This window comes from Geodermatophilus sp. SYSU D00766, from assembly GCF_054049915.1.
Genome location: NZ_JBJGYI010000003.1, coordinates 86188 through 105836, shown reverse-complemented (window position 1 = coordinate 105836; position 19649 = coordinate 86188). Strand labels below are relative to the sequence as shown.

18 protein-coding genes and 4 tRNA genes are annotated in these 19649 nt (G+C 74.5%); 14 read left to right on the top strand and 8 right to left on the bottom strand.

The genetic code is table 11. From position 1 onward, the window contains the following. Window positions 1-663: a pyridoxamine 5'-phosphate oxidase family protein gene (locus tag ACI8AD_RS04070; protein WP_456869253.1), complete on the bottom strand. Its 663-nt coding sequence runs from the start codon at window positions 661-663 to the stop codon at window positions 1-3. A gap of 87 nt (window positions 664-750) precedes the next feature. On the opposite strand from ACI8AD_RS04070, the gene pdxR reads away from it, so the two are divergent. After that, window positions 751-2166: a MocR-like pyridoxine biosynthesis transcription factor PdxR gene (gene pdxR, locus ACI8AD_RS04065; protein WP_456869252.1), complete on the top strand. Its 1416-nt coding sequence runs from the start codon at window positions 751-753 to the stop codon at window positions 2164-2166. On the opposite strand, the gene ACI8AD_RS04060 is transcribed toward pdxR, so the two are convergent. After that, the gene (locus tag ACI8AD_RS04060) at window positions 2167-3279 is read right to left on the bottom strand and encodes a 2-oxoacid:ferredoxin oxidoreductase subunit beta (protein WP_456869251.1); all 1113 of its coding nucleotides are present in this window, start codon (window positions 3277-3279) and stop codon (window positions 2167-2169) included. It abuts the gene before it with no gap. Continuing rightward, entirely contained in the window at window positions 3276-5204 is a 1929-nt protein-coding gene (locus ACI8AD_RS04055; protein ID WP_456869250.1) for a 2-oxoacid:acceptor oxidoreductase subunit alpha, read from the bottom strand. Before ACI8AD_RS04055 ends, ACI8AD_RS04060 begins: the two co-directional genes overlap by 4 nt. A 151-nt stretch (window positions 5205-5355) precedes the next feature. On the opposite strand from ACI8AD_RS04055, the gene htpX reads away from it, so the two are divergent. Beyond that, a complete protein-coding gene (gene htpX / locus ACI8AD_RS04050) occupies window positions 5356-6282 on the top strand; it encodes a zinc metalloprotease HtpX (RefSeq protein ID WP_456869249.1) in 927 nt (308 codons plus the stop codon). Window positions 6283-6316: 34 nt separating this feature from the next. On the opposite strand, the gene ACI8AD_RS04045 is transcribed toward htpX, so the two are convergent. From ACI8AD_RS04045 to ACI8AD_RS04035, 3 genes are all read right to left on the bottom strand, one after another. After that, window positions 6317-7210: a polysaccharide deacetylase family protein gene (locus ACI8AD_RS04045; protein ID WP_456869248.1), complete on the bottom strand. Its 894-nt coding sequence runs from the start codon at window positions 7208-7210 to the stop codon at window positions 6317-6319. A 126-nt stretch (window positions 7211-7336) separates the two neighbouring features. Then, window positions 7337-8611 carry a PP2C family protein-serine/threonine phosphatase gene (locus ACI8AD_RS04040; protein WP_456869247.1) on the bottom strand — a complete coding sequence of 425 codons (1275 nt, stop codon included), beginning with the start codon at window positions 8609-8611 and terminating at the stop codon, window positions 7337-7339. 114 nt (window positions 8612-8725) lie between these two features. Next, window positions 8726-9217, bottom strand: coding sequence for a YajQ family cyclic di-GMP-binding protein (locus tag ACI8AD_RS04035; RefSeq protein ID WP_456869246.1), 492 nt, complete (start codon window positions 9215-9217; stop codon window positions 8726-8728). 93 nt (window positions 9218-9310) lie between these two features. Between ACI8AD_RS04035 and ACI8AD_RS04030 the strand changes: the two genes are divergently transcribed. Beyond that, window positions 9311-9392: transfer RNA gene (locus ACI8AD_RS04030), tRNA-Tyr, on the top strand. 54 nt (window positions 9393-9446) lie between these two features. On the opposite strand, the gene ACI8AD_RS04025 is transcribed toward ACI8AD_RS04030, so the two are convergent. Continuing rightward, on the bottom strand, window positions 9447-9893 hold the full coding sequence (locus tag ACI8AD_RS04025) for a pilus assembly protein TadG-related protein (protein WP_456869245.1): 447 nt from the start codon (window positions 9891-9893) through the stop codon (window positions 9447-9449). Between the two features lie 609 nt (window positions 9894-10502). Here ACI8AD_RS04025 and ACI8AD_RS04020 point away from each other — a divergent pair. From ACI8AD_RS04020 to ACI8AD_RS03990, 7 genes are all read left to right on the top strand, one after another. After that, the gene (locus tag ACI8AD_RS04020) at window positions 10503-12986 is read left to right on the top strand and encodes a putative bifunctional diguanylate cyclase/phosphodiesterase (RefSeq protein ID WP_456869244.1); all 2484 of its coding nucleotides are present in this window, start codon (window positions 10503-10505) and stop codon (window positions 12984-12986) included. 64 nt (window positions 12987-13050) lie between these two features. Further along, a tRNA-Thr gene (locus ACI8AD_RS04015) sits at window positions 13051-13123 on the top strand. Between the two features lie 44 nt (window positions 13124-13167). Then, window positions 13168-13241: transfer RNA gene (locus ACI8AD_RS04010), tRNA-Met, on the top strand. 105 nt (window positions 13242-13346) lie between these two features. Continuing rightward, entirely contained in the window at window positions 13347-13511 is a 165-nt protein-coding gene (gene rpmG / locus ACI8AD_RS04005) for a 50S ribosomal protein L33 (RefSeq protein WP_089303708.1), read from the top strand. Between the two features lie 32 nt (window positions 13512-13543). Beyond that, a complete protein-coding gene (locus ACI8AD_RS04000; protein WP_456869243.1) occupies window positions 13544-13990 on the top strand; it encodes an FAS1-like dehydratase domain-containing protein in 447 nt (148 codons plus the stop codon). Beyond that, window positions 13987-14415, top strand: a complete 429-nt coding sequence (locus tag ACI8AD_RS03995) for a MaoC family dehydratase (RefSeq protein ID WP_456869242.1) — start codon at window positions 13987-13989, stop codon at window positions 14413-14415. Before ACI8AD_RS04000 ends, ACI8AD_RS03995 begins: the two co-directional genes overlap by 4 nt. After that, on the top strand, window positions 14412-15863 hold the full coding sequence (locus tag ACI8AD_RS03990) for a M1 family aminopeptidase (protein WP_456869241.1): 1452 nt from the start codon (window positions 14412-14414) through the stop codon (window positions 15861-15863). Before ACI8AD_RS03995 ends, ACI8AD_RS03990 begins: the two co-directional genes overlap by 4 nt. A gap of 1 nt (window position 15864) precedes the next feature. On the opposite strand, the gene ACI8AD_RS03985 is transcribed toward ACI8AD_RS03990, so the two are convergent. Beyond that, entirely contained in the window at window positions 15865-17100 is a 1236-nt protein-coding gene (locus tag ACI8AD_RS03985; protein ID WP_456869240.1) for a pyridoxal phosphate-dependent aminotransferase, read from the bottom strand. Window positions 17101-17357: 257 nt separating this feature from the next. On the opposite strand from ACI8AD_RS03985, the gene ACI8AD_RS03980 reads away from it, so the two are divergent. From ACI8AD_RS03980 to rplK, 4 genes are all read left to right on the top strand, one after another. Continuing rightward, a tRNA-Trp gene (locus ACI8AD_RS03980) sits at window positions 17358-17430 on the top strand. 163 nt (window positions 17431-17593) lie between these two features. Next, window positions 17594-18133, top strand: a complete 540-nt coding sequence (gene secE, locus ACI8AD_RS03975; RefSeq protein WP_456869239.1) for a preprotein translocase subunit SecE — start codon at window positions 17594-17596, stop codon at window positions 18131-18133. 41 nt (window positions 18134-18174) lie between these two features. After that, a complete protein-coding gene (gene nusG, locus ACI8AD_RS03970) occupies window positions 18175-19080 on the top strand; it encodes a transcription termination/antitermination protein NusG (protein WP_456869238.1) in 906 nt (301 codons plus the stop codon). Between the two features lie 92 nt (window positions 19081-19172). Beyond that, window positions 19173-19604 carry a 50S ribosomal protein L11 gene (gene rplK, locus ACI8AD_RS03965; protein ID WP_456540959.1) on the top strand — a complete coding sequence of 144 codons (432 nt, stop codon included), beginning with the start codon at window positions 19173-19175 and terminating at the stop codon, window positions 19602-19604. Window positions 19605-19649: the final 45 nt, after the last annotated feature.

Sequence of the window (19649 nt, the reverse complement as noted above, 5' to 3'; positions counted from 1 at the left end):
TCAGCCCAGCCGCCGGTCGCGCACGCGGTCGGGCACCGCGACCCCCTCCGGGAGCAGCGGGTCGGGCTCGGGCTCGCCGAGGACGGTCCGCACCGGCAGCACGCCGCCCCAGACCGGCGCCGCGAGGTCGCGCTCGTCCTCGCCGGGCGGGCCGGTGCGCACCTTGACGCTGGCCTCGGTGAGGTCGAGCGCCAGCAGCGCCGTGGCCGCCAGCTCCTTGCGGTCGGGCCGCCGGGTGGCCGCCCAGGAGCCCGGCGCCAGGTGCTCGGTGAGCACCTCCAGCCCGAGCAGCCGCTCGCCGGGGTCGATCACCACCCGGGCGGTCCCGTGGACGACGGCGCAGCGGTAGTTCATCGAGTGGTGGAACGCCGAGCGGGCGTAGACGACGCCGTCGACGTGCGTGACCGTGAAGCACACCGGCGCCCCGGCGCCCGCGGCCCGCAGCGTCGCCGCGCCGGTCGAACCGTGCAGGTAGAGGGTGTCGCCGTGCCGGCCGTAGCCGGTGGGCAGCACGACCGGCGCACCGCCGAGGACGATGCCCAGGTGGCCGACCAGCCCGGCGTCGAGGACGGCGTGGAGCTCGGCGCGGTCGGTGCGGGCCCGGGCCGAGCCCCGGCGGACGGTGCTGCGGTCGGTGGGGGAGAGCGGCGGTGCGGTGTCCACGGCGCCAGCCTGCCGGGCTCCGGTGGCCTGCCGGAAGGGCCAGTACGCTGCCGTTCCACCAGGCCACTCGGGACCGGAGGACGCCGCGTGCACGTGCCACCCGTCGTGCTGGAACGGGGCTCGGACCGCCCGCTGGCCACCCAGCTGGCCGACGCCCTGCGCGCCGCCGCCGCGGGCGGTGTCCTGCGCCCCGGCGACCGGCTGCCCTCGACCCGGGAGCTCGCCGCCGCCCTGCGGGTGAGCCGCACCGTCACCGCCGCGGCCTACGACCAGCTGGTGGCCGAGGGCTGGGCCGCCGGCCGCCGCGGCGCGGGCACCTTCGTGGTCGGCGCCGCACCCTCCGCACCGGCGCCCCGGGAGGCCGGCACCCGGGCGCTCGACCGCCACGCGCCGGCGGTCGACCTGCGCGCGGGCTCGCCCTGCCTGGAGGTGCTCGACCGGGCCGCGTGGCGGCGGGCCTGGCGCGCCGCCGGCGACACCCCGCCCGACGCCCTCCCCGACCCGGCGGGCGACCCCGCCTTCCAGGCCGCGGTCGCCGGGCACCTGCTCCGGCACCGCGGGCTGCCGGTCGAGCCCCCGGCGGTGCTGGCGACCGCGGGCACGTCCGCGGCGGTGGCGGAGGTGGCCCGGTTCCTGCCGCCGGGCAGTCGCGTCGGCGTCGAGGACCCCGGCTACCAGCGGGCGGCGGAGGCGCTCCGGGCGGCCGGCGTCGAGGTGGTGCCCTGCCGGGTCGACGACGACGGGCTGGTCGTCGACGCGGTGCCGGACGGGCTGGCCGCCGTCTACTGCACGCCGGCCCACCAGTGGCCGCTCGGGCGGCGGATGCCCGCGGCGCGGCGGGTCGCGCTGGTCGCCCGGGCCCGCGCCGAGGGCTGGTGGGTGCTCGAGGACGACTACGACGGCGAGCTGCGCTACGACGTCGCCCCGCTGCCGCTGCTGGCCGCGCTCGGCCCCGACGTCGTCGTGCACCTCGGCACGAGCAGCAAGGTCCTGAGCCCGACCCTGGGCGTCGGGTGGCTGGTGGCGCCCGCGGCGCTGCGGGCGGACCTGCTCGACCGGCGGACGGCGACCGGCACCCGGCCCGCGCGGGCGGGGCAGCGCGTGCTCGCCGCGATGGCCGCCTCCGGCGACCTGTCCCGGCACCTGCGGCGGCTGCGCCGGGAGCTGGCCGAGCGTCGCGAGCAGGTGACCGCGGCGCTCGGGCGGGCCGGCGTGCCCGTGGCGGGGGACCCGGCCGGGGCGCACGTGCTCGTCCCGCTGCCGGACGCGGTCACCGAGGCGGCCGTCGTCGCTCGGGCTGCCGCGCGGGGCCTCGCCGTCGACGGCCTGGCCCGGCACCGCACCGGGCCGGGACCGCACCGGCCGGCGGCCGGGCTGGTGCTCGGCTTCGCCGCCCCCTCCCGCGCCGAGCTGCTCCGGTCGCTGCCGGTGCTCACCCACGTCCTCCGGGACGCGACCGGCCCGCCACCCCGACGGGGTGGCGGGCCGGGTGGGAGCGGCTGACTACGCCGACACGGTCCAGGTGTCGTTGCCGGCCAGCAGCGCCTCGAGGTCACCGGGGCCCTGCGTCCGGGCCTCCTCGAGCTGGTCGAGCATCATCCGGTCGTAGGTCGGCTTGCTGACCGAGCGGAAGACGCCCATCGGCGTGTAGCGCAGGTCCTGGCTGGACAGCCGCGACAGCGCGAACGCGTAGGACGGGTCCTCCCGCGTGGCGTCGTGCACGACGATCTCGCTCGCGTCGACCTGGTTGGTCTCGGCGATCCGCAGGCCCCCGAACTCGTCGCGGACCACGCACGAGGCGCCGTCCGGACCGAACACCAGGGGCTCGCCGTGGCGCAGCGGGATCGTCCACGTCGGGCCGGTCGCCGGGTCCTTGAGCAGGTCGAAGGCACCGTCGTTGAAGATGTTGCAGTTCTGGTAGATCTCCACCAGCGCGGTGCCGCGGTGCTCGGCTGCCTGCCGCAGCACCTCGGTGAGGCCCTTGCGGTCGGAGTCCATCGCCCGGCCCACGAACGTCGCGTCGGCGCCGAGGGCCAGCGACACCGGGTTGAACGGGTGGTCCAGCGACCCCATCGGCGTGGACTTGGTGACCTTGCCGACCTCGGACGTGGGGGAGTACTGGCCCTTGGTCAGCCCGTAGATCCGGTTGTTGAACAGCAGGATCGTCATGTCCACGTTGCGGCGCAGCGCGTGGATCAGGTGGTTGCCGCCGATCGACAGCGCGTCTCCGTCGCCGGTGACGACCCACACCGACAGGTCCGGCCGGGAGGCGGCCAGGCCGGTGGCGATCGCCGGGGCGCGGCCGTGGATCGAGTGCATCCCGTAGGTGTTCATGTAGTACGGGAAGCGCGAGGAGCAGCCGATGCCCGAGACGATGACCATGTCCTCGCGGGCGATCCCGAGGGAGGGCAGGAAGCTCTGGACGGCGTTGAGGATGACGTAGTCACCGCAGCCGGGGCACCAGCGCACCTCCTGGTCGGTCTTCATGTCCTTGGCCTTGAGGGCGGTCTGCTTCTCGCCCTGGCTGGCGACCGAGTCGGCGACGGCCTGCTGGATGCGGGCGTCGATCGGCGCCCCCGGCATGCCGAGGTCGTGCACGTGGGGGGAGGTGGTCACTTGGTGCCTCCGGTGGTGGAGTCGATGACGTCCTGCACGACCGCGGCGAGCTCGGCGGCCCGGAAGGGCAGCCCGCGCACCTGGGTGTGGCTCTGGACGTCGACGAGGTACTTCGCGCGGAGCAGCAGCGCGAGCTGCCCCATGTTCATCTCCGGGCAGACCACCCGGTCGTACCGGCCCAGCACCTCGCCGAGGTCGGCCGGCATCGGGCTGACGTGCCGCAGGTGGATCTGGGCGACCGAACGGCCGGAGCGGCGGATCCGCCGGCAGGCCGCGCCGATCGGCCCGTAGGTCGAGCCCCAGCCGATCACCGCCACCCGCGCGTCGCCGTCGGGGTCGTCGACGTCGGTGGGCGGGATGTCGGCGGCGATGCCGTCGACCTTGGCCTGCCGCAGCCGGGTCATCAGGTCGTGGTTGGCCGGGTCGTAGGAGATGTTGCCGCTCCGGTCGGCCTTCTCCAGCCCGCCGATGCGGTGCTGCATGCCCGCGGTGCCGGGGACCGCCCACGGGCGGGCCAGCGTCTCGGGGTCGCGCAGGTACGGCAGGAACTCCGGCGTCCCGTCGGCGGCCGCGCCGTTGGGCTCGGTGGCGAACTCCACCCGCAGGTCGGGCAGCTCGTCGACGGCAGGGATGGCCCACGGCTCGGCGCCGTTGGCCAGGTACCCGTCGGAGAGCAGCATGACCGGCGTCCGGTACTTCAGCGCGATCCGCGCCGCCTCGAGCGCGGCGTCGAAGCAGTCGCCGGGGGAGCGCGGTGCGATCACCGGCAGCGGGGCCTCGCCGTTGCGCCCGAACATGGCCTGCAGCAGGTCCGACTGCTCGGTCTTGGTCGGCAGGCCGGTCGAGGGCCCGCCGCGCTGCACGTCGACGACGACCAGCGGCAGCTCGGTCATCACGGCCAGGCCCAGCGCCTCGGACTTCAGCGAGACGCCGGGGCCCGACGTCGTCGTGACGCCGAGCGCGCCGCCGAACGAGGCGCCCAGCGCCGCACCGATGCCGGCGATCTCGTCCTCGGCCTGGAAGGTCCGCACGCCGAACGCCTTGTGCCGCGACAGCTCGTGGAGGATGTCCGACGCCGGGGTGATCGGGTAGGCACCGAGGAACACCGGCAGGCCCGAGCGCTGCCCGGCGGCGACCAGCCCGAGGGCCAGCGCCTGGTTGCCGGAGATGTTGCGGTAGCGGCCCGGCGGCATCGGGGCGGGCTTGATCTCGTAGGAGACCGCGAAGGCCTCCGTCGTCTCGCCGTAGTTGTAGCCGGCGCGGAAGGCGGCGATGTTGGCCGCGGCGATCTCGGGCTTGCGGCGGAACTGCCGCTCGAGGAAGCGGACGGTGCCCTCGGTGGGCCGGTGGTACATCCAGCTCAGCAGGCCGAGGGTGAACATGTTCTTGCTGCGCTCGGCCTCCTTCTTGCCGAGGCCGGAGTCGGCCAGCGCCTCGAGCGTCATGGAGGTCAGCGGGACGGCGACGACCTGCCAGCCGTCGAGCGAGCCGTCCTCGAGCGGGTTGGTGGCGTAGCCGACCTTCGCCAGGTTGCGCGGGGTGAACTCGTCGCTGTCGGCGATGACCAGCCCGCCGCCGGGCAGGTCGGCGAGGTTGGCCTTGAGCGCCGCGGGGTTCATCGCCACGAGGACGTCCGGGGCGTCACCCGGCGTCATGATGTCGTGGTCGGCGAAGTGGAGCTGGAAGGAGCTGACGCCGGGCAGGGTCCCCGTCGGCGCGCGGATCTCGGCGGGGAAGTTGGGCAGCGTCGACAGGTCGTTGCCGAAGGACGCGGTCTCGCTGGTGAAGCGGTTGCCGGTCAGCTGCATGCCGTCACCCGAGTCGCCGGCCAGCCGGATCACGACCCGGTCGAGCTCGACGACGCTCTTGACGAGCCCACCGGGGGCCGAGCTGCCGGGCGTGGTGGTCGGTTCGAGAGCAGTCATCAGGCGTGGTACCTCCAGCGGCCGAGGTTACGTGGCGGCGTGCCGGCCGAACCGTGACGCGGATCACGGACGGTAGCCGGTGGGCCCGGCGGGGCGGGGTCTCTCCAGCGCAACCCCTCGCGCGCGGCCGCCATTCCGGACGCCGCCGTCCGTGACCGGGGTCGCAGCCGGGGCCGGGGAACGGCGGTTCCCGCCGCTCCGTTCACGAGGGGTGCGGCGCTGGGGCAACGGGGTGCGGACGGCCCTCCTGCTGGGGCTGATGGCCGGCGTCGTGCTCGCCGCGGGGGGCCTGCTGGCCGGCCGCGCGGGGCTCGCTGTCGCGCTCGTGGTCGCCCTCGGGGTGAACGGGTGGGCCTGGTACCGCTCCGACCGGCTGGCGCTGCGGGCCATGCGTGCCTTCCCGGTCACCGAGACGCAGGCGCCCGGCCTGTACGCGATGGTGCGCGAGCTGGCCACCCAGGCGCGCCGGCCCATGCCGCGGCTCTACGTCAGCCCCACCGACCAGCCCAACGCCTTCGCCACCGGGCGCACCCCGCGCCGGGCCGCGGTGTGCTGCACGCAGGGCGTGCTCGAGCTGCTCGACCGCCGGCAGCTGCGCGCGGTGCTCGCCCACGAGCTCTCGCACGTCTACAACCGCGACGTCCTGCTGGGGTCGGTCGCCGGCGCGCTGGCCGCCGTCGTGACCTACCTGGCGCACGTGGCCACGTTCAGCACGCTGTTCGGCGGCCGCGACGACGAGCGCGAGGGCGGCGGCCTGCTCGGCACGCTGCTGCTCGTGCTGCTCGGCCCGCTGGCCGCCGGCCTGGTGCGGCTCGCGGTCAGCCGCAGCCGGGAGTACGAGGCCGACGCCGACGGCGCCCGGCTCTGCGGCGACCCGCAGGCCCTGGCCGGTGCCCTGCGCCGGATCGCGGCGGGCACCGAGGCCCGGCCGCTGCCCCCCGACGACCGGCTCGTGGCGCAGGGCCACCTGATGATCGCCGCACCGTTCCGCCCGGCCGGCCTGGCGGCGCTGTTCGCCACCCACCCGCCGATGGCCGAGCGCATCGCCCGGCTGGAGCGGATGGCCCGGGAGGGCTGACCGGCGCGCCCTCAGGACCCGGCGTCCACCCGGCTCAGAAGGCCGCGTCCATCTGGGCGATCAGCGTCGGGCCGTCCCAGGTCGGCGGCGGCATGATCCGCCGGATGGTCAGCAGCGGCCGGTCCGGGTCCTGGGCGTCGCCCAGCTGGAAGGCCGCCCGGTAGCCGGCGGCCGCCACGTGGTCCACGGCCTCCTGCGACCAGACGCCGTACGGGTAGGCCAGCAGGTCCACGGGGTGGCCGAGGATGCCGCCGAGCTGCGCCCGCGGCTCGTCGACCTGCACCCGCCACTGGTCGCCGCCGAGCCGGTCCATCCGCTGGTGGTCGTAGGAGTGCGCCCCGATGGTCATGCCCGCGCGGTCGAGGTCGCGCAGGTCGTCCTCGCTGAGCCAGCCCTCGGCGCCGAGCACCATCGTCTGCGGGAAGAAGGTCCCCACGAAGCCGAAGCGGACCAGCTCGGGGAGGGCGACGGCGTGGTGGGAGCCCCAGCCGTCGTCGAAGGTCAGCAGGACGGGCCTGGCCGGCAGCGGGGTGCCGAACTCGAGGTGGTCGACGAGCGCCGTGCCGCTGACCGGGGTGTACCCACCGTCGCGCAGGGCCTGCAGCTGGGCGGTCAGCACCGACGGCGGCGTGATCATGCTGCGGGCCACCTCGCCGTCGGTCGGGACGTGGTCGCGCAGGTTGTGGAAGCACAGCACCGGCACCGTCGAGCGGGCCAGGACCTCCTGTGGCGTGCCCGGGGTCGGTGGCGGAGTGGTGGTCGGCGGCGACGGGGGCTCGGTGGTGGTGGGTGCCGCCGTGGTGGTCGGGGCGGCCGAGGTCGTGCCCGGCTCCGTCGTCCCGGCCGACCGGGTGAACGACGCGGGTCCGCGGGAGCAGCCGGCCAGCGCGGCGGCGGCCGCGGCGGCCAGGAACTGGCGTCTGCGCACGCATCGAGGGTCCTGCGCTCACGGTCCGTGACACAAGACCCCGCGGCAGAAAACGGCCGGTCCCGTCCCGCCACCGGGAGCGGAGCTCCGCCGGGCCTCCCGCGCCCGGGCGGGCGGGCCCGCCGCTCAGGCGTCCCGGCGACCGGGGGCTCGCGGCGACGACGCGCGCTCGGCGTCGGCTCCGTGCACGCTCGCGCTGCGGCGGGGAGGACCTCCGTACCAGTCCAGGCAGACCATCGTGGCGTCGTCGCGGAGGTCGCCGTCGGTCGCTCGGAGCACCGCCGCGCCGAGCGCCTGCACGACCTCCCGGGGGTGCAGGTCCACCGTGTCGCGGAGGGCTGCCGCGACGTCGAGGACGGCGGCGTTGCGTTCCTGCATGCCGTCGGTGAGGAAGATGATCCGGTCGCGCGGTTCGAGGGGGAAGCGCTGCACCCGGTACGACCGGCCCGGCACGACCCCGAACGGTGGCTCGATCCCGAGTGCGATGTCCTGGACCCGGCCCCCGCGCACGAGGAGGGGGAAGGGGTGTCCGGCGTTCACGATCGCCGCGGTGCCCTCGGCGAGGTCCACCCGGAGGAGCTGGCCCGTGACGAACTCGCCGGGGGTGGCGTTGATCTCCAGGGCGCGGTTCGCGTAGTCGGCCTGGCTGCCCAGGTCGAGGCCCCGGCGACGGGTGTTGCGCAGTGCTCCGACCAGCACGGTGGCCAGGAGGGCGGCCCCGACCTCGTGGCCCACGGCGTCGGTGATCGACAGGTGCAGGGCGTCCTTGTTGAGGGTGAAGTCGAAGGTGTCGCCCCCGACCGAGGCGGCGGGTTCCAGCCAGCCCGCGAGGGAGAACTGTCCTGCCTCGCACGTGTACGAGGCCGGCAGCAGCCGTCGCTGGATCTCCGCGGCGAGGGAGAAGGGCGTGGTGCGCTGCCCCCACTCGAACACGTCGGTGTAGCGGCGAGCGGCGATGACGACGTAGGCCAGTGCGTGAGCGGCGGCGGAGAGCTCGGTGATGACCGCGGGCGTGGGCACGTCGGGCAGTCGGAGCTCGAGCAGGCCGATGGCGTCACCGCGGTCGGTGACGGGCACGATCACCCGCGCCCCGTCGTCGAGCGGTCGGACGTCGACCGACTGGGTCCGGAGCACCTGCTCGTACACCGTGCCCGTCATCGGGACGGTCTCCGCGTGGGCGCCCGACTGGGAGCGCCCGCCGGCGTTCTCCGTTCCCCCGGTGGTGGTGAGCCGGACGACGGCGCGACCACTGAAGTCGGCGATGAGGAAGGTCAGGTCACGCGTCCCGAGCATCTCGGCCAGGACCTCGGCCGCGGCCTGCAGGGCGTCGACCGGCGCCGTTCCCTCCACCCGGCGGAGGAGGTCGCCCACGTCCAGGCCCGGGGTCGACGGGGTGAGCACGCGCACGACCTTAGGCAGAGCCGTTCCCCCGACGACCCACGCGGGGGCCCGCACGCGGGCCGCGGTCGCCCGGCTGGTGGCGGCCGCGGCCCGCGTCCCGGGACCCGCGCCGGATCAGCGGTAGTTGTCGAACTGCAGGGCGACGTCGAGGTCCTGGGCGCGCAGCAGCTGCTGCACCGCCTGCAGGTCGTCGCGCTTCTTGCCGCTGACCCGCAGCTGGTCGCCCTGGATCTGGGCCTGCACGCCCTTGGGACCCTCGTCGCGGATGATCTTGGCGATCTTCTTGGCGGTGTCGGACTCGATGCCCTGCTTGATCCGCGCGGAGAGCTTGTAGGCCTTGCCCGAGGCCTGCGGCTCGTCGGCGTCGAGCGCCTTGAGCGAGATGCCCCGCTTCACCAGCTTGTCCTTGAAGACGTCGAGGGCGGCGGTGACCCGCTCCTCGGTGTCTGCCTCGAGCAGGACGCCGTTCTCGCCCGCCCAGGAGATGCGGGCGTTGGTGCCGCGGAAGTCGAAGCGCTGGGAGAGCTCCTTGCCCGCCTGGTTGAGCGCGTTGTCGATCTCCTGGCGGTCGACCTTGCTCACGACGTCGAAGGACGCGTCGGCCATGTCTGCTCCTCACCTCCGCGGGCGGGAGTGACCCGCCGCGGGACCCGTCGGACCTCGTCGGCCCGTCTTGTACGCTCTCTCCCGTGGCACCACGGCGGGTTGCCCGAGTGGCCAATGGGAGCGGACTGTAAATCCGTCGGCTTAGCCTACGAAGGTTCGAATCCTTCACCCGCCACGCCCGTCGCAGCGCCCCCCGACCGGCGGGTCGGGGGCCGCTGTGCGTCCGGCGTCAGCCCAGCGTCGGTGCCCGCGCGCCGGCGACGGCGTCGACCTGCAGGGGCCGGCCGCCGAGGAACAGCCAGCCGAAGGCGACGTCCACCGAACGGCCGCAGCGGACGGTCACCTCGGTACCGTCGGTCTCGGCCGACCAGGTGTCGACGGCGGTCCCGCCGTCGGCGAGGTGGTCGGCGACGGCGGCCCGCGCGGTCTCGGTGGTCAGCGGCAGCGTCGTGCCGACGCCCGTGGCGTACACGCGGTCCTCGTCGGTCCGGTTGGCCGCGGCCAGGGCGGCGCCGTCGCACGCCGCCTGCAGGTCCTGCCGCTCGTGGAAGGCGTCGGAGGCCGCGATGGCCCCGAGGACCATGAACACCGCCACCAGCCAGCAGACGAGTACGAAGGGGAGGGCGGACCCGCGCTCGCCGGGGTGGTCGGGCACTGACTGGTCCGCCGTCGGCACGGCGGGCAGCGTAGGGCCGCCCGGCACCCCGTCCGCCGGTCGTCCCCAGGGGCTCCGCCCACCGCGGGACACCCTTCACCCGCTCAAGTGACACTGAGGGGTCTCCAGTTGACCTGGTGTCACAAAGTAACGGCGTGTCACCCGATCGTGATTCTCTGTACTTGACGCGCGCGGGTGAAGCCAGCAGTGTCTCCGTCGCGGTCCGTACACGACAGACGCCCTGCTCCCGCGCCCGGGTGACAGCCGCAGGTCAACAGCTGTCCCTTCATGCCTGAGGAGGCGTCATGAGCACCACCATGTCTTCGACCGAGTCCCTGCGCGGCAATCGCTGGGGCCGGGGCAACCGCTGGGGCCGGGGCAACCGCTGGGGACGGGGCAACCGCTGGGGCGTGTGACCCTGGCGGTCGTCCCGGGGTAGCGGTCGCCAGGGCCGACGACCGCCTCTGAAGGGTGAGGACGCCCACAGCGTCCACTGTTAGCCTCTGCCGACGCCCACCCCATCCAGCAGACAGGGTCCCGTTGGCCGAGCCTCAGGCCCATGCCCTCGAGCGCAGCGAGCCCTCGGCTCCCGCTCGTCCGCAGCCTGCCCTGAACCTACCTCGGCCGTGGGTGCCGATCAGTGGCATGGCGGGGTTGGCGCTCGTGCTGGCAGGGCTGTTCCTGCCGCCCACCTGGCAGGTCCCCTCCGTGTTGGCGCTCGCGGCGGTCTTCGTCGCCTTCGTGGTCACCGAGTCCGTCCAACTGGACATCGAGGTCCGGCGTCAGACCTTCCAGGTCACACCGATGGAACTCGTCGTCGTCATCGGCCTCGTCGAACTGGGTGGCCTGTGGGCCGCGGTGGCCCGAGGGCTCGCCGTCCTCTTCGTCCTCCTCCGCCAGCAGTACGCGCCGATGAAGGTCGTCTTCAACGTCGCGCTCGCTGTTCTCGAGGTGACCGCGGCCGTGGCGGTGCTGCGCCTGTTCCCTGCCGCCGACATCGACCAGCCCGTCACGTGGGCGGCACTCGTCGTCGCGGTCACCGTCGCTGACGTGGTCTCAGCGGTCTGCGTGGCTGCGATCATCCGGTTGACCGACGGTCGACTCGACAGGCGCTTCTGGATCGGCGCCCTCCTGCCGCAGTTCGTCGTGGGGCCACTGAGCGTGGCCGCCGGGGTCGGGGCGGTCCTGCTGGCGCACTCCACGCCCTGGGCGTGGCTGCTCATCCTGCCCGTGCTCATCGGCATGGTGGCGGTGTTCCGGCTGTCGGCTTCGGCCCTGCGCGAACGGCGGACCGTCCAGCAGGTGTACGAGTTCGCTCGGCGGGTGGAGCAGATCTCCTCGGACGAGGACGGGCCGCGACGCATCGCCGAGGCGGTCAAGGAGCTGCTCAACGCCGACAAGGTCGCGCTGTGGCTGCCGCCCTACCTCGACGAGCCGCCCCGCCTGGTCGTGGCCGGTGACGGCGGCGTCACCTGGTACGACGGGCCCGCCGACCCCGAGGACGTCCTGCGTCAGCGGGCGCTGACCCCCGGCTCGGTGGAGCCGGTCCTGGTCACCGTGGCCCGGGCGGACGCCGCCGAGGCCGCAGCCCTCGCCCGTCGCGGCGCCCAGGAGGTGCTCGGGGCCCCGGTCGCCACGGCGGCCGGCGAGCCCGGCTACCTCGAGGTCTGCGACCGGCGCAGCGACGTCGTGTCCTTCTCCGGCAGCGACCGCTCGGCGCTGGACTCGATGCTCACCCACGTCAACGCGGCCATCCGCCAGCAGCAGCTGCTCACCCAGATCCGCTACGACGCCGACCACGACCGGCTGACCGGCCTGCCCAACCGGCAGCGGCTCGCCGTCGAGATCGACCAGCTGCTCGAGGCCGACCCGGTGGGCGCGCGGGCCGGGCTGGTGCTGGCCGCCCTGGGCAACCACACCGAGATCGTCGACACGCTCGGCCACGCCGCCGCCGACGAGCTCCTCCTCGTGACCGCCGGCCTGCTGCGCGAGCACGCGCCGCCGGACGCCCTCGTGGCGCGCATGGAGGGCGAGCAGTTCGCCGTCCTGCTGCCGGGGCTGTCGCTGGCCGCCACCGAGCGGGCCGCGCGCCGGTTGCGCGAGGCGGCCTCCACCCGCGCCCGCGTCGCCGGCCTGGACCTCGAGGTCACGCTGACCATCGGCGTGGTCGCCGCGCCGGTGCACGGCACCGACTCCGGCACCCTCATGCAGCGTGCCGACGTCGCCCTGCTCGCCGCCACCGACAGCTCCGGCGTGGCCAGCTACCACCAGGTCCTCGACCAGCAGAGCCTGCGCCGCCTGCAGCTGGGCACGGAGCTCGAGCAGGCGATGGCCGACGGGCAGATCAGCGTGGTCTTCCAGCCGATCATCGACGCCCGGACCTCCGACATCGTCTCGGTGGAGACGCTGGTGCGCTGGGCCCACCCGCGCTTCGGCGCCATCCCGCCGGACGAGTTCATCCACCTCGCCGAGCAGATCGGCCGGATCGGCCCGCTGACCGACCACGTGCTCGACCTGGCGCTGGCCCGCTGCCGCCGGTGGCTGGACCAGGACATCGGCCTGTCGGTGGCGGTCAACCTCTCCGCGCGCTGCCTGGCCGAGCCCGACCTGGTCGAGCGGGTGCAGCGGGCGTTGCGCCGCCACGGCGTCCCGGGCGAGCTGCTCATCCTCGAGCTCACCGAGGGCAGCGTCGTCGACGACTCGGTGCGCTCGAGCTCGCTGCTCGAGGACCTGCACGCGCTGGGCCTGCGGCTGTCGATGGACGACTTCGGCACCGGCTACTCGTCGCTGTCGCAGCTGCGGCAGCTGCCCATCGACGAGGTCAAGATCGACAAGTCCTTCGTGCTGGGGATGTCCACCAGCCAGGGCGAGTCCTTCATCGCCCGCTCGATCATCGAGCTGGCGCACAACCTGGGCCTGCGCGTCGTCGCCGAGGGCGTCGAGGACGAGCTCACCCGCAAGCTGCTCACCGAGATGGGCTGCGACAAGCTGCAGGGCTTCCTGGTCAGCCGGCCGCTGCCGGACGAGCGGCTGGAGAGCTGGCTGCTGGCCCGCACCGGCGTGCGCTCGGCGGCGCCGGGTGCCCAGCACCGCCGGCTGTTCGTCCGCGCCTGAGGCAGGCCCCCCGCAGAGGCCGCCGGGGGCATCGGGTACAGTTCTCCCCGGCTCCTCGGAGCAGGCCCCTTTAGCTCAGTCGGCAGAGCGTCTCCATGGTAAGGAGAAGGTCTACGGTTCGATTCCGTAAAGGGGCTCCGACCACCGGTCCAGTCGCGAGACCGGGCCGCGCGGTCCTCCCGGCGGTGTAGCTCAGCCAGGCAGAGCAAGCGGCTCATAATCGCTGTGTCACCGGTTCAAATCCGGTCACCGCTACCCCAGACGGACCCCGGGCACCGGGGTCCGTCGCCGTGTCGGCACCTGCCGGCACGGTCAACCGGCCCGCAGCGGGCCGGTCCGCACAAGGCGAGGAGTGCCTCCATGGCAGCCACCGACGTCCGTCCGAAGATCACCCTGGCCTGCCAGGAGTGCAAGAGCCGGAACTACATCACCCGCAAGAACCGGCGCAACGACCCCGACCGGCTCGAGCTGAAGAAGTTCTGCCCCCGCGACCGGCGGCACACCGTGCACCGCGAGACCCGCTGACGCCGGTCCGCGACGGAAGAGGGAGGGCGGGAGTGGCGCTGGACGCAGGACTGGTCGGGCGCAGCTACCCGCCCTCCGCCGTCTACGAGGTCGGCCGCGCGAAGATCGCCGAGTTCGCCGCCGCGGTCGGGGCCACCGACCCGGCCCACACCGACCCGTCGGCCGCCCGCGCGCTCGGCCACGCCGACGTCGTCGCGCCGCCCACCTTCGCCATCGTGGTCACCCTCGGCGCGGCCGACGTCGTCATCGCCGACCCCGACGTGGCCCTCGACTACAGCCGCGTCGTGCACGGCGAGCAGCGCTTCACCCACCACCGCCCCATCCGGGCCGGCGACCGGCTGGTCAGCACCACGACGATCGAGGCGGTGCGCACCGTGGCCGGCAACGACATGCTCACCACCCGGGTCGACGTCGCCACCGAGGACGGCGAGGCCGTCTGCACCGCCACCTCGCTGCTCGTCGCGCGGGGCACGGCGTGAGCGCCCGCCTGCGCGCCGCGGACGTCGCCGTCGGCACCGAGCTGCCCGAGCAGACCCACCGGGTGACCCGTGCGGACCTGGTCCGCTACGCCGGCGCCTCCGGTGACCTCAACCCGATCCACTGGAGCGACCGCGTCGCCACCGGCGTGGGCCTCCCCGGCGTCATCGCCCACGGGATGCTCACCATGGGCCTGGCCGCCCGCACCGTCACCGACTGGGCCGGCGACCCCGCCGCCGTCGTCGAGTACCAGGTCCGCTTCGGCCGGCCGGTCGTCGTCCCCGACGACGACACCGGCGCCGAGGTCACCGTCCGCGGGAGGGTCGGCGCCGTCCTCGACGGCGGCCGCGTCCGCGTCGACCTCACGGTCACCAGCGGCGGCGAGAAGGTCCTCTCGCTGGCCCGCGCCACCGTCGCCCTGGCATGACGCTCCGGCGGGGGGCGCTGGCCGCCGCGGCCCTGCTGGTGTGCGGCTGCACGTCGTTCACCGACACGCTCGCCACGAGCGAGACGACGACCGGGACCGCGACCGCGCCGGCCACGCCGTCGGACGACGCGGGCGCCGCGGACGACGAGGACCGCTGCCCGGCCGAGCGCGCCGCTCCCGACCCCGACCGTCCCGTCGTCGACCTGGACTTCCGGCTGTCGGACGACCTGCGCACCGTCACCGGCACCGAGAGCGTCGTCTTCACCCCCGACGTCGCCACCGACGAGCTGGTCTTCCGGCTGGTCCCCAACGGCCCGGCCGCCGCCGGGCTCGGCAACCGGCTCACCGTCGACGACGTCCGCGGCGACGACGTCGACCAGGCCGGGTACGAGGACGCCGGCGCGGACGGCCCCGGCGGGCTCTACGTGCTGCAGCTCGACGGCGACCTGGCGGCCGGGGAGTCCACCGAGGTGGAGCTGGACTTCACGCTGTCGCTGGGCCAGGGCGGCTTCGAGCGGTTCGGCTCGGCCGAGGGCACCGCATGGTGGGCCAGTGGCTTCCCGCTGCTGGCCTGGGAGCCCGGCGCCGGGTGGGCCCGCGACCCGTTCGTGGGGATCCTCGGCGAGACGGCGACCAGCCCGGTCGCCGACACCACGGTCACCGTCGACGCCCCCGAGGACCTGACCGTGCTCGTGACCGGCGCGCAGGAGGAGCCCTCCGCGGCCGAGGGCGGCCGGCGCAGCTGGACCTCCCGTGAGCCGGTGGCCCGCGACGTCAGCGTCGCCGTCGGCCCGTTCCGCACCGCCGGGCTCACCACCGCAGCGGGGGTGGAGATCACCACCGGCGTGCTGGGGAACGCCCCCGTCGGGCCCGGCGAGCTCGCGGACTGGACCGCCGACGCCGTCACGGGGCTCGCCGACCGGTTCGGCGCGTTCCCCTACGACACGCTCACCGTGCCGCTGCTGCCCGTCGAGGGCGGTGGCATCGAATACCCGAGCTCGATCCTGCTGGCCGGCGCCGACCGCCCGGTGCTCGTGCACGAGGTCGCGCACATGTGGTTCTACGGCATGGTCGGCGACTCGCAGTTCCGCGACCCGTGGCTGGACGAGGCCTTCGCCACCTACGCCGAGGCGGTCGACGACCAGGCGTCGCGCGAGACCCTGGACCGGGCGCTGGGCGTCCCCGGCGACGTCGGTGCGGCGATGGACGAGTTCGCCGGCACCGACGAGTACTTCGCCGCCGTGTACGGCAAGGGGGCGGCCGCGCTGCTCGCCGCCCGCGACGCCGCCGGGGCCGGGCCGTTCGACGCCGCGCTGCGCTGCTACGTGCAGCGCAACGCCTGGACCATCGCCACACCCGACGACGTCGCCGCCGCCCTCGCCGACCTGCCGGCCGCCCTCGACGTGCTCGTGGCCGCCGGCGCCCTCGACGAGGACGACACGGACTGACTCAGGACAGCAGCCGCTGCAGCCGCGAGACGCCCTCGACCAGGTCGTCGTCGCCGAGCGCGTAGGACATCCGCACGTAGCCGGGCGTGCCGAAGGCCTCCCCGGGGACGACGGCGACCTCGGCCTCCTCCAGGACGATCTCGGCGAACTCGACGCTCGACGACGCCGTCCGCCCGTTGACCGGCCGGCCGAGCAGGCCCTTGACCGACGGGTAGACGTAGAACGCACCCTGCGGCTCCGGGCACGTCACGCCCGGGATCTCCCGCAGCATCGACACGATCGTCTGTCGCCGGCGGTCGAACGCCGTCCGCATCTGCGCCACCGCCGACAGGTCGCCGGTGAGGGCGGCCACCGCGGCCGCCTGGGACACGTTGGCGACGTTCGACGTCGCGTGCGACTGCAGGTTGGTCGCCGCCTTGACGACGTCGGCCGGCCCGACCATCCAGCCCACCCGCCACCCGGTCATGGCGTAGGTCTTGGCCACGCCGTTGACGACGACGCAGCGGTCGGCGAGCTCGGGCACCACCACCGGCACCGACGGCGCGGTGGCCCCGCCGTAGGTCAGGTGCTCGTAGATCTCGTCGGTGAGCACCCACAGCCCGGCCTCCAGCGCCCAGCGCCCGATGGCCTCGACCTGGTCGGGCGGGTACACCGCGCCCGTCGGGTTGGACGGCGAGACGAACAGCAGCACCTTCGTCCGCTCGGTGCGGGCGGCCTCGAGCTGGTCGACCGTCACCAGGTAGCCGCTGTCCTCGTCGGCGACCACCGGCACCGGCACCCCGCCGGCCAGCCGGATCGCCTCCGGGTAGGTGGTCCAGTACGGCGCGGGCACGAGCACCTCGTCACCCGGGTCGAGCATCGCGGCGAAGGCCTCGTAGACGGCCTGCTTGCCGCCGTTGGTGACCAGCACCTGCGCGGGCGTGACGGTCAGCCCCGAGTCGCGCGCCGTCTTGGCGACGATCGCCTCCTTGAGCGCCGGCAGCCCCCCGGCTGGGGTGTAGCGGTGCATCGCCGGCTGGCGGCAGGCGGCGACGGCGGCCTCGACGACGTAGTCCGGCGTCGCGAAGTCCGGCTCGCCGGCGCCGAAGCCGATGACCGGCTTGCCCGCCGCCTTGAGCGCCTTGGCCTTGGCGTCGACCGCGAGCGTCGCGGACTCGGTGATGGCCGCGACGCGCCGCGAGACGCGGCGGTCGGCGGGGGAGAGGGCAGCGGTCCCCGACGGGGAGGCGGCGGTCATGGACCCATCCTGCCGGAGGGGCCGCCGTCCGGGCGGCCCGGTCGGCGGTCGGCACCACGGCCCGGCGCCACGGCCCGGGGCCCCGTCCGGGGCGCGTCCCCGGAGCGCGGTCACGGACCGCGCCCGCGGTCCCGTACACTGGCTGTCCTGGGGCGATCGACCCCGCCACCGGCGTGCCCCGGGACCTCCTGGGAACCGCGCGCCGACCGGCGGGTGCGGCCGCTCCGGGGGAGTCCGGGACCGCGGTCCCGGACCCGAGGGGTGTAGCTCAACTGGCAGAGCAGCGGTCTCCAAAACCGCAGGCTGCAGGTTCAAGTCCTGTCACCCCTGCCCGTGCCGCCGGTCCCGCCGGCGGGCAGCACGACCCGGCACCGCCCCGTGTCCCGGCAGCGCCGGCCGCGGCCGGTGCCGCCCCGGGTGCCGCACGGTCCGGGGAGCACGACACCAGACGGCCGGAGAGCAGCGGCCACCACCACGACGCGAGCGAGGCGCAGTGAGCGACGAGAAGCCGGGCCGCGGGGACGACCCCCGCGCCGCCTCCGACGCCGAGCTGACCGACGAGCAGCTCGACCGCGAGGCCCCGGGCGTCGACGACGCCGGCGAGCTCGAGGCCGCCGAGGACGAGATCGCCGCCGAGGCCGCGGCCGAGGAGGACAAGGTCGTCCCCACCCCGGCCCGCCGCCGGGGTGGCCGGATCACCGCCGACGACGACGAGGACGACGAGCCCGCGACCGCCCGCACCCGCCGCGCGGCGCGCGAGCGCACCAGCCGCCCGGCCGGCCGGTCGGAGGGGGCCGGGACCCGGTCCCGGGCCGCCGCCCAGCGCGCCCGCACCGACGAGGTCCGCCGGCGCCGCGACCTGCGCCGCTTCCTCCGCGAGGTCGTCGCCGAGCTGCGGAAGGTGATCTGGCCCGGCCGCCGCGAGCTGATTACCTACACCACGGTCGTCATCCTCTTCGTGGCCTTCATGGTGGCCCTGGTCGCGGGCCTGGACGTCCTCTTCGCGCAGGGCGTGCTCGCCGTCTTCGGCTGACCGCCCCGCGCCCGCCCGCACCCGAGAAGGAAGAGATCCCCGTGACCGACCCCCGCGAGCCCTTCGACACCGACAGCGACGTCGAGGCGATCGACCTCGACGACGAGCGGCTCGACGTCCGCGGCAGCGTCGACCTCGAGACCGGCGCCGACGCGGCCGGTGCGGCCGAGAGCTCGGCCGACACCACCGACCAGGACACCGCCACCGGCGTCGCCGACGTCACCCCGCTGGTCGAGAGCGGCGGCCGCGACAGCCTGGTCGGCGACCCGCTGGCCGCGCCCGCGCCCGACCACGACCCGATCGTCACCGAGGCCCTGGCCGAGGCCGAGGCGGAGGACGCCGATCCGCGGGAGACCCTCAAGCGGACGCTGCGCACGCAGTTCGGCGACTGGTACGTCATCCACTCCTACGCGGGCTACGAGAACAAGGTGAAGACCAACCTCGAGTCCCGCATCCAGTCGCTGGACATGGAGGACTACATCTTCCAGATCGAGGTGCCCACCGAGGAGGTCACCGAGATCAAGAACGGCAAGCGCACCCAGGTCAACCGGAAGAAGCTGCCCGGCTACCTGCTCGTCCGGATGGACCTCAACGACGAGTCCTGGGGCGCGGTCCGCAACACCCCCGGCGTCACCGGCTTCGTGGGCGCCACCTCGCGGCCCTCGCCGCTGAGCATCGACGAGGTCGTCAACCTGCTGGTGCCCGACGCGCCGCCGCAGGCGGCCAAGGTCGCCGAGGCCGCGTCGCCGGCCGCGGCCGCCGCGCCGACCGCCGTGGTCGACTTCGAGGTCGGCGAGTCGGTCACCGTCATGGACGGCCCGTTCGCCACCCTCCCGGCGACCATCAACCAGATCAACGCCGAGCAGCAGAAGCTGCAGGTGCTGGTCTCCATCTTCGGCCGGGAGACGCCGGTCGAGCTGTCGTTCACCCAGGTCGCCAAGATCTGAGAGGACCCCCTCGCCCCGCACTCTCGGGGTGGGACCCCGCGAGGGGGCCTTCCAACCAACACCACGCACAACGCTCACGAAGAAGGAAAGACATGCCCCCCAGGAAGCGGTTGACCGCGGTCATCAAGCTCCAGATCAACGCCGGTGCGGCCACCCCCGCGCCGCCGGTGGGTCCGGCGCTGGGCCAGCACGGCGTCAACATCATGGAGTTCTGCAAGGCGTACAACGCCGCCACGGAGTCGCAGCGCGGCAACGTGATCCCGGTCGAGATCTCGGTCTACGAGGACCGCTCGTTCACCTTCGTCACCAAGACCCCGCCGGCCGCGCGCATGCTGCTCAAGGCCGCCGGTGTCGAGAAGGGCTCGGGCGAGCCGCACAAGACCAAGGTCGCCACGGTCACCCGTGACCAGGTCCGCGAGATCGCCCAGACCAAGATGGCCGACCTCAACGCCAACGACCTCGACCAGGCCGAGAAGATCATCGCCGGCACCGCCCGGTCGATGGGCATCACCGTCACCGGCTGACGGAAGGCGCCGGCACCGGCCGGCGTTGCACGGAGCACAGCAACC

Coding starts and splice junctions, on each gene's coding strand:
- ACI8AD_RS04055 (WP_456869250.1), bottom strand. CDS start 5,204: ATGACTGCTCTCGAACCGACCACCACGCCCGGCAGCTCGGCCCCCGGT.
- ACI8AD_RS04035 (WP_456869246.1), bottom strand. CDS start 9,217: ATGGCCGACGCGTCCTTCGACGTCGTGAGCAAGGTCGACCGCCAGGAG.
- rpmG (WP_089303708.1), top strand. CDS start 13,347: ATGGCAGCCACCGACGTCCGTCCGAAGATCACCCTGGCCTGCCAGGAG.
- ACI8AD_RS03990 (WP_456869241.1), top strand. CDS start 14,412: ATGACGCTCCGGCGGGGGGCGCTGGCCGCCGCGGCCCTGCTGGTGTGC.
- ACI8AD_RS03985 (WP_456869240.1), bottom strand. CDS start 17,100: ATGACCGCCGCCTCCCCGTCGGGGACCGCTGCCCTCTCCCCCGCCGAC.
- rplK (WP_456540959.1), top strand. CDS start 19,173: ATGCCCCCCAGGAAGCGGTTGACCGCGGTCATCAAGCTCCAGATCAAC.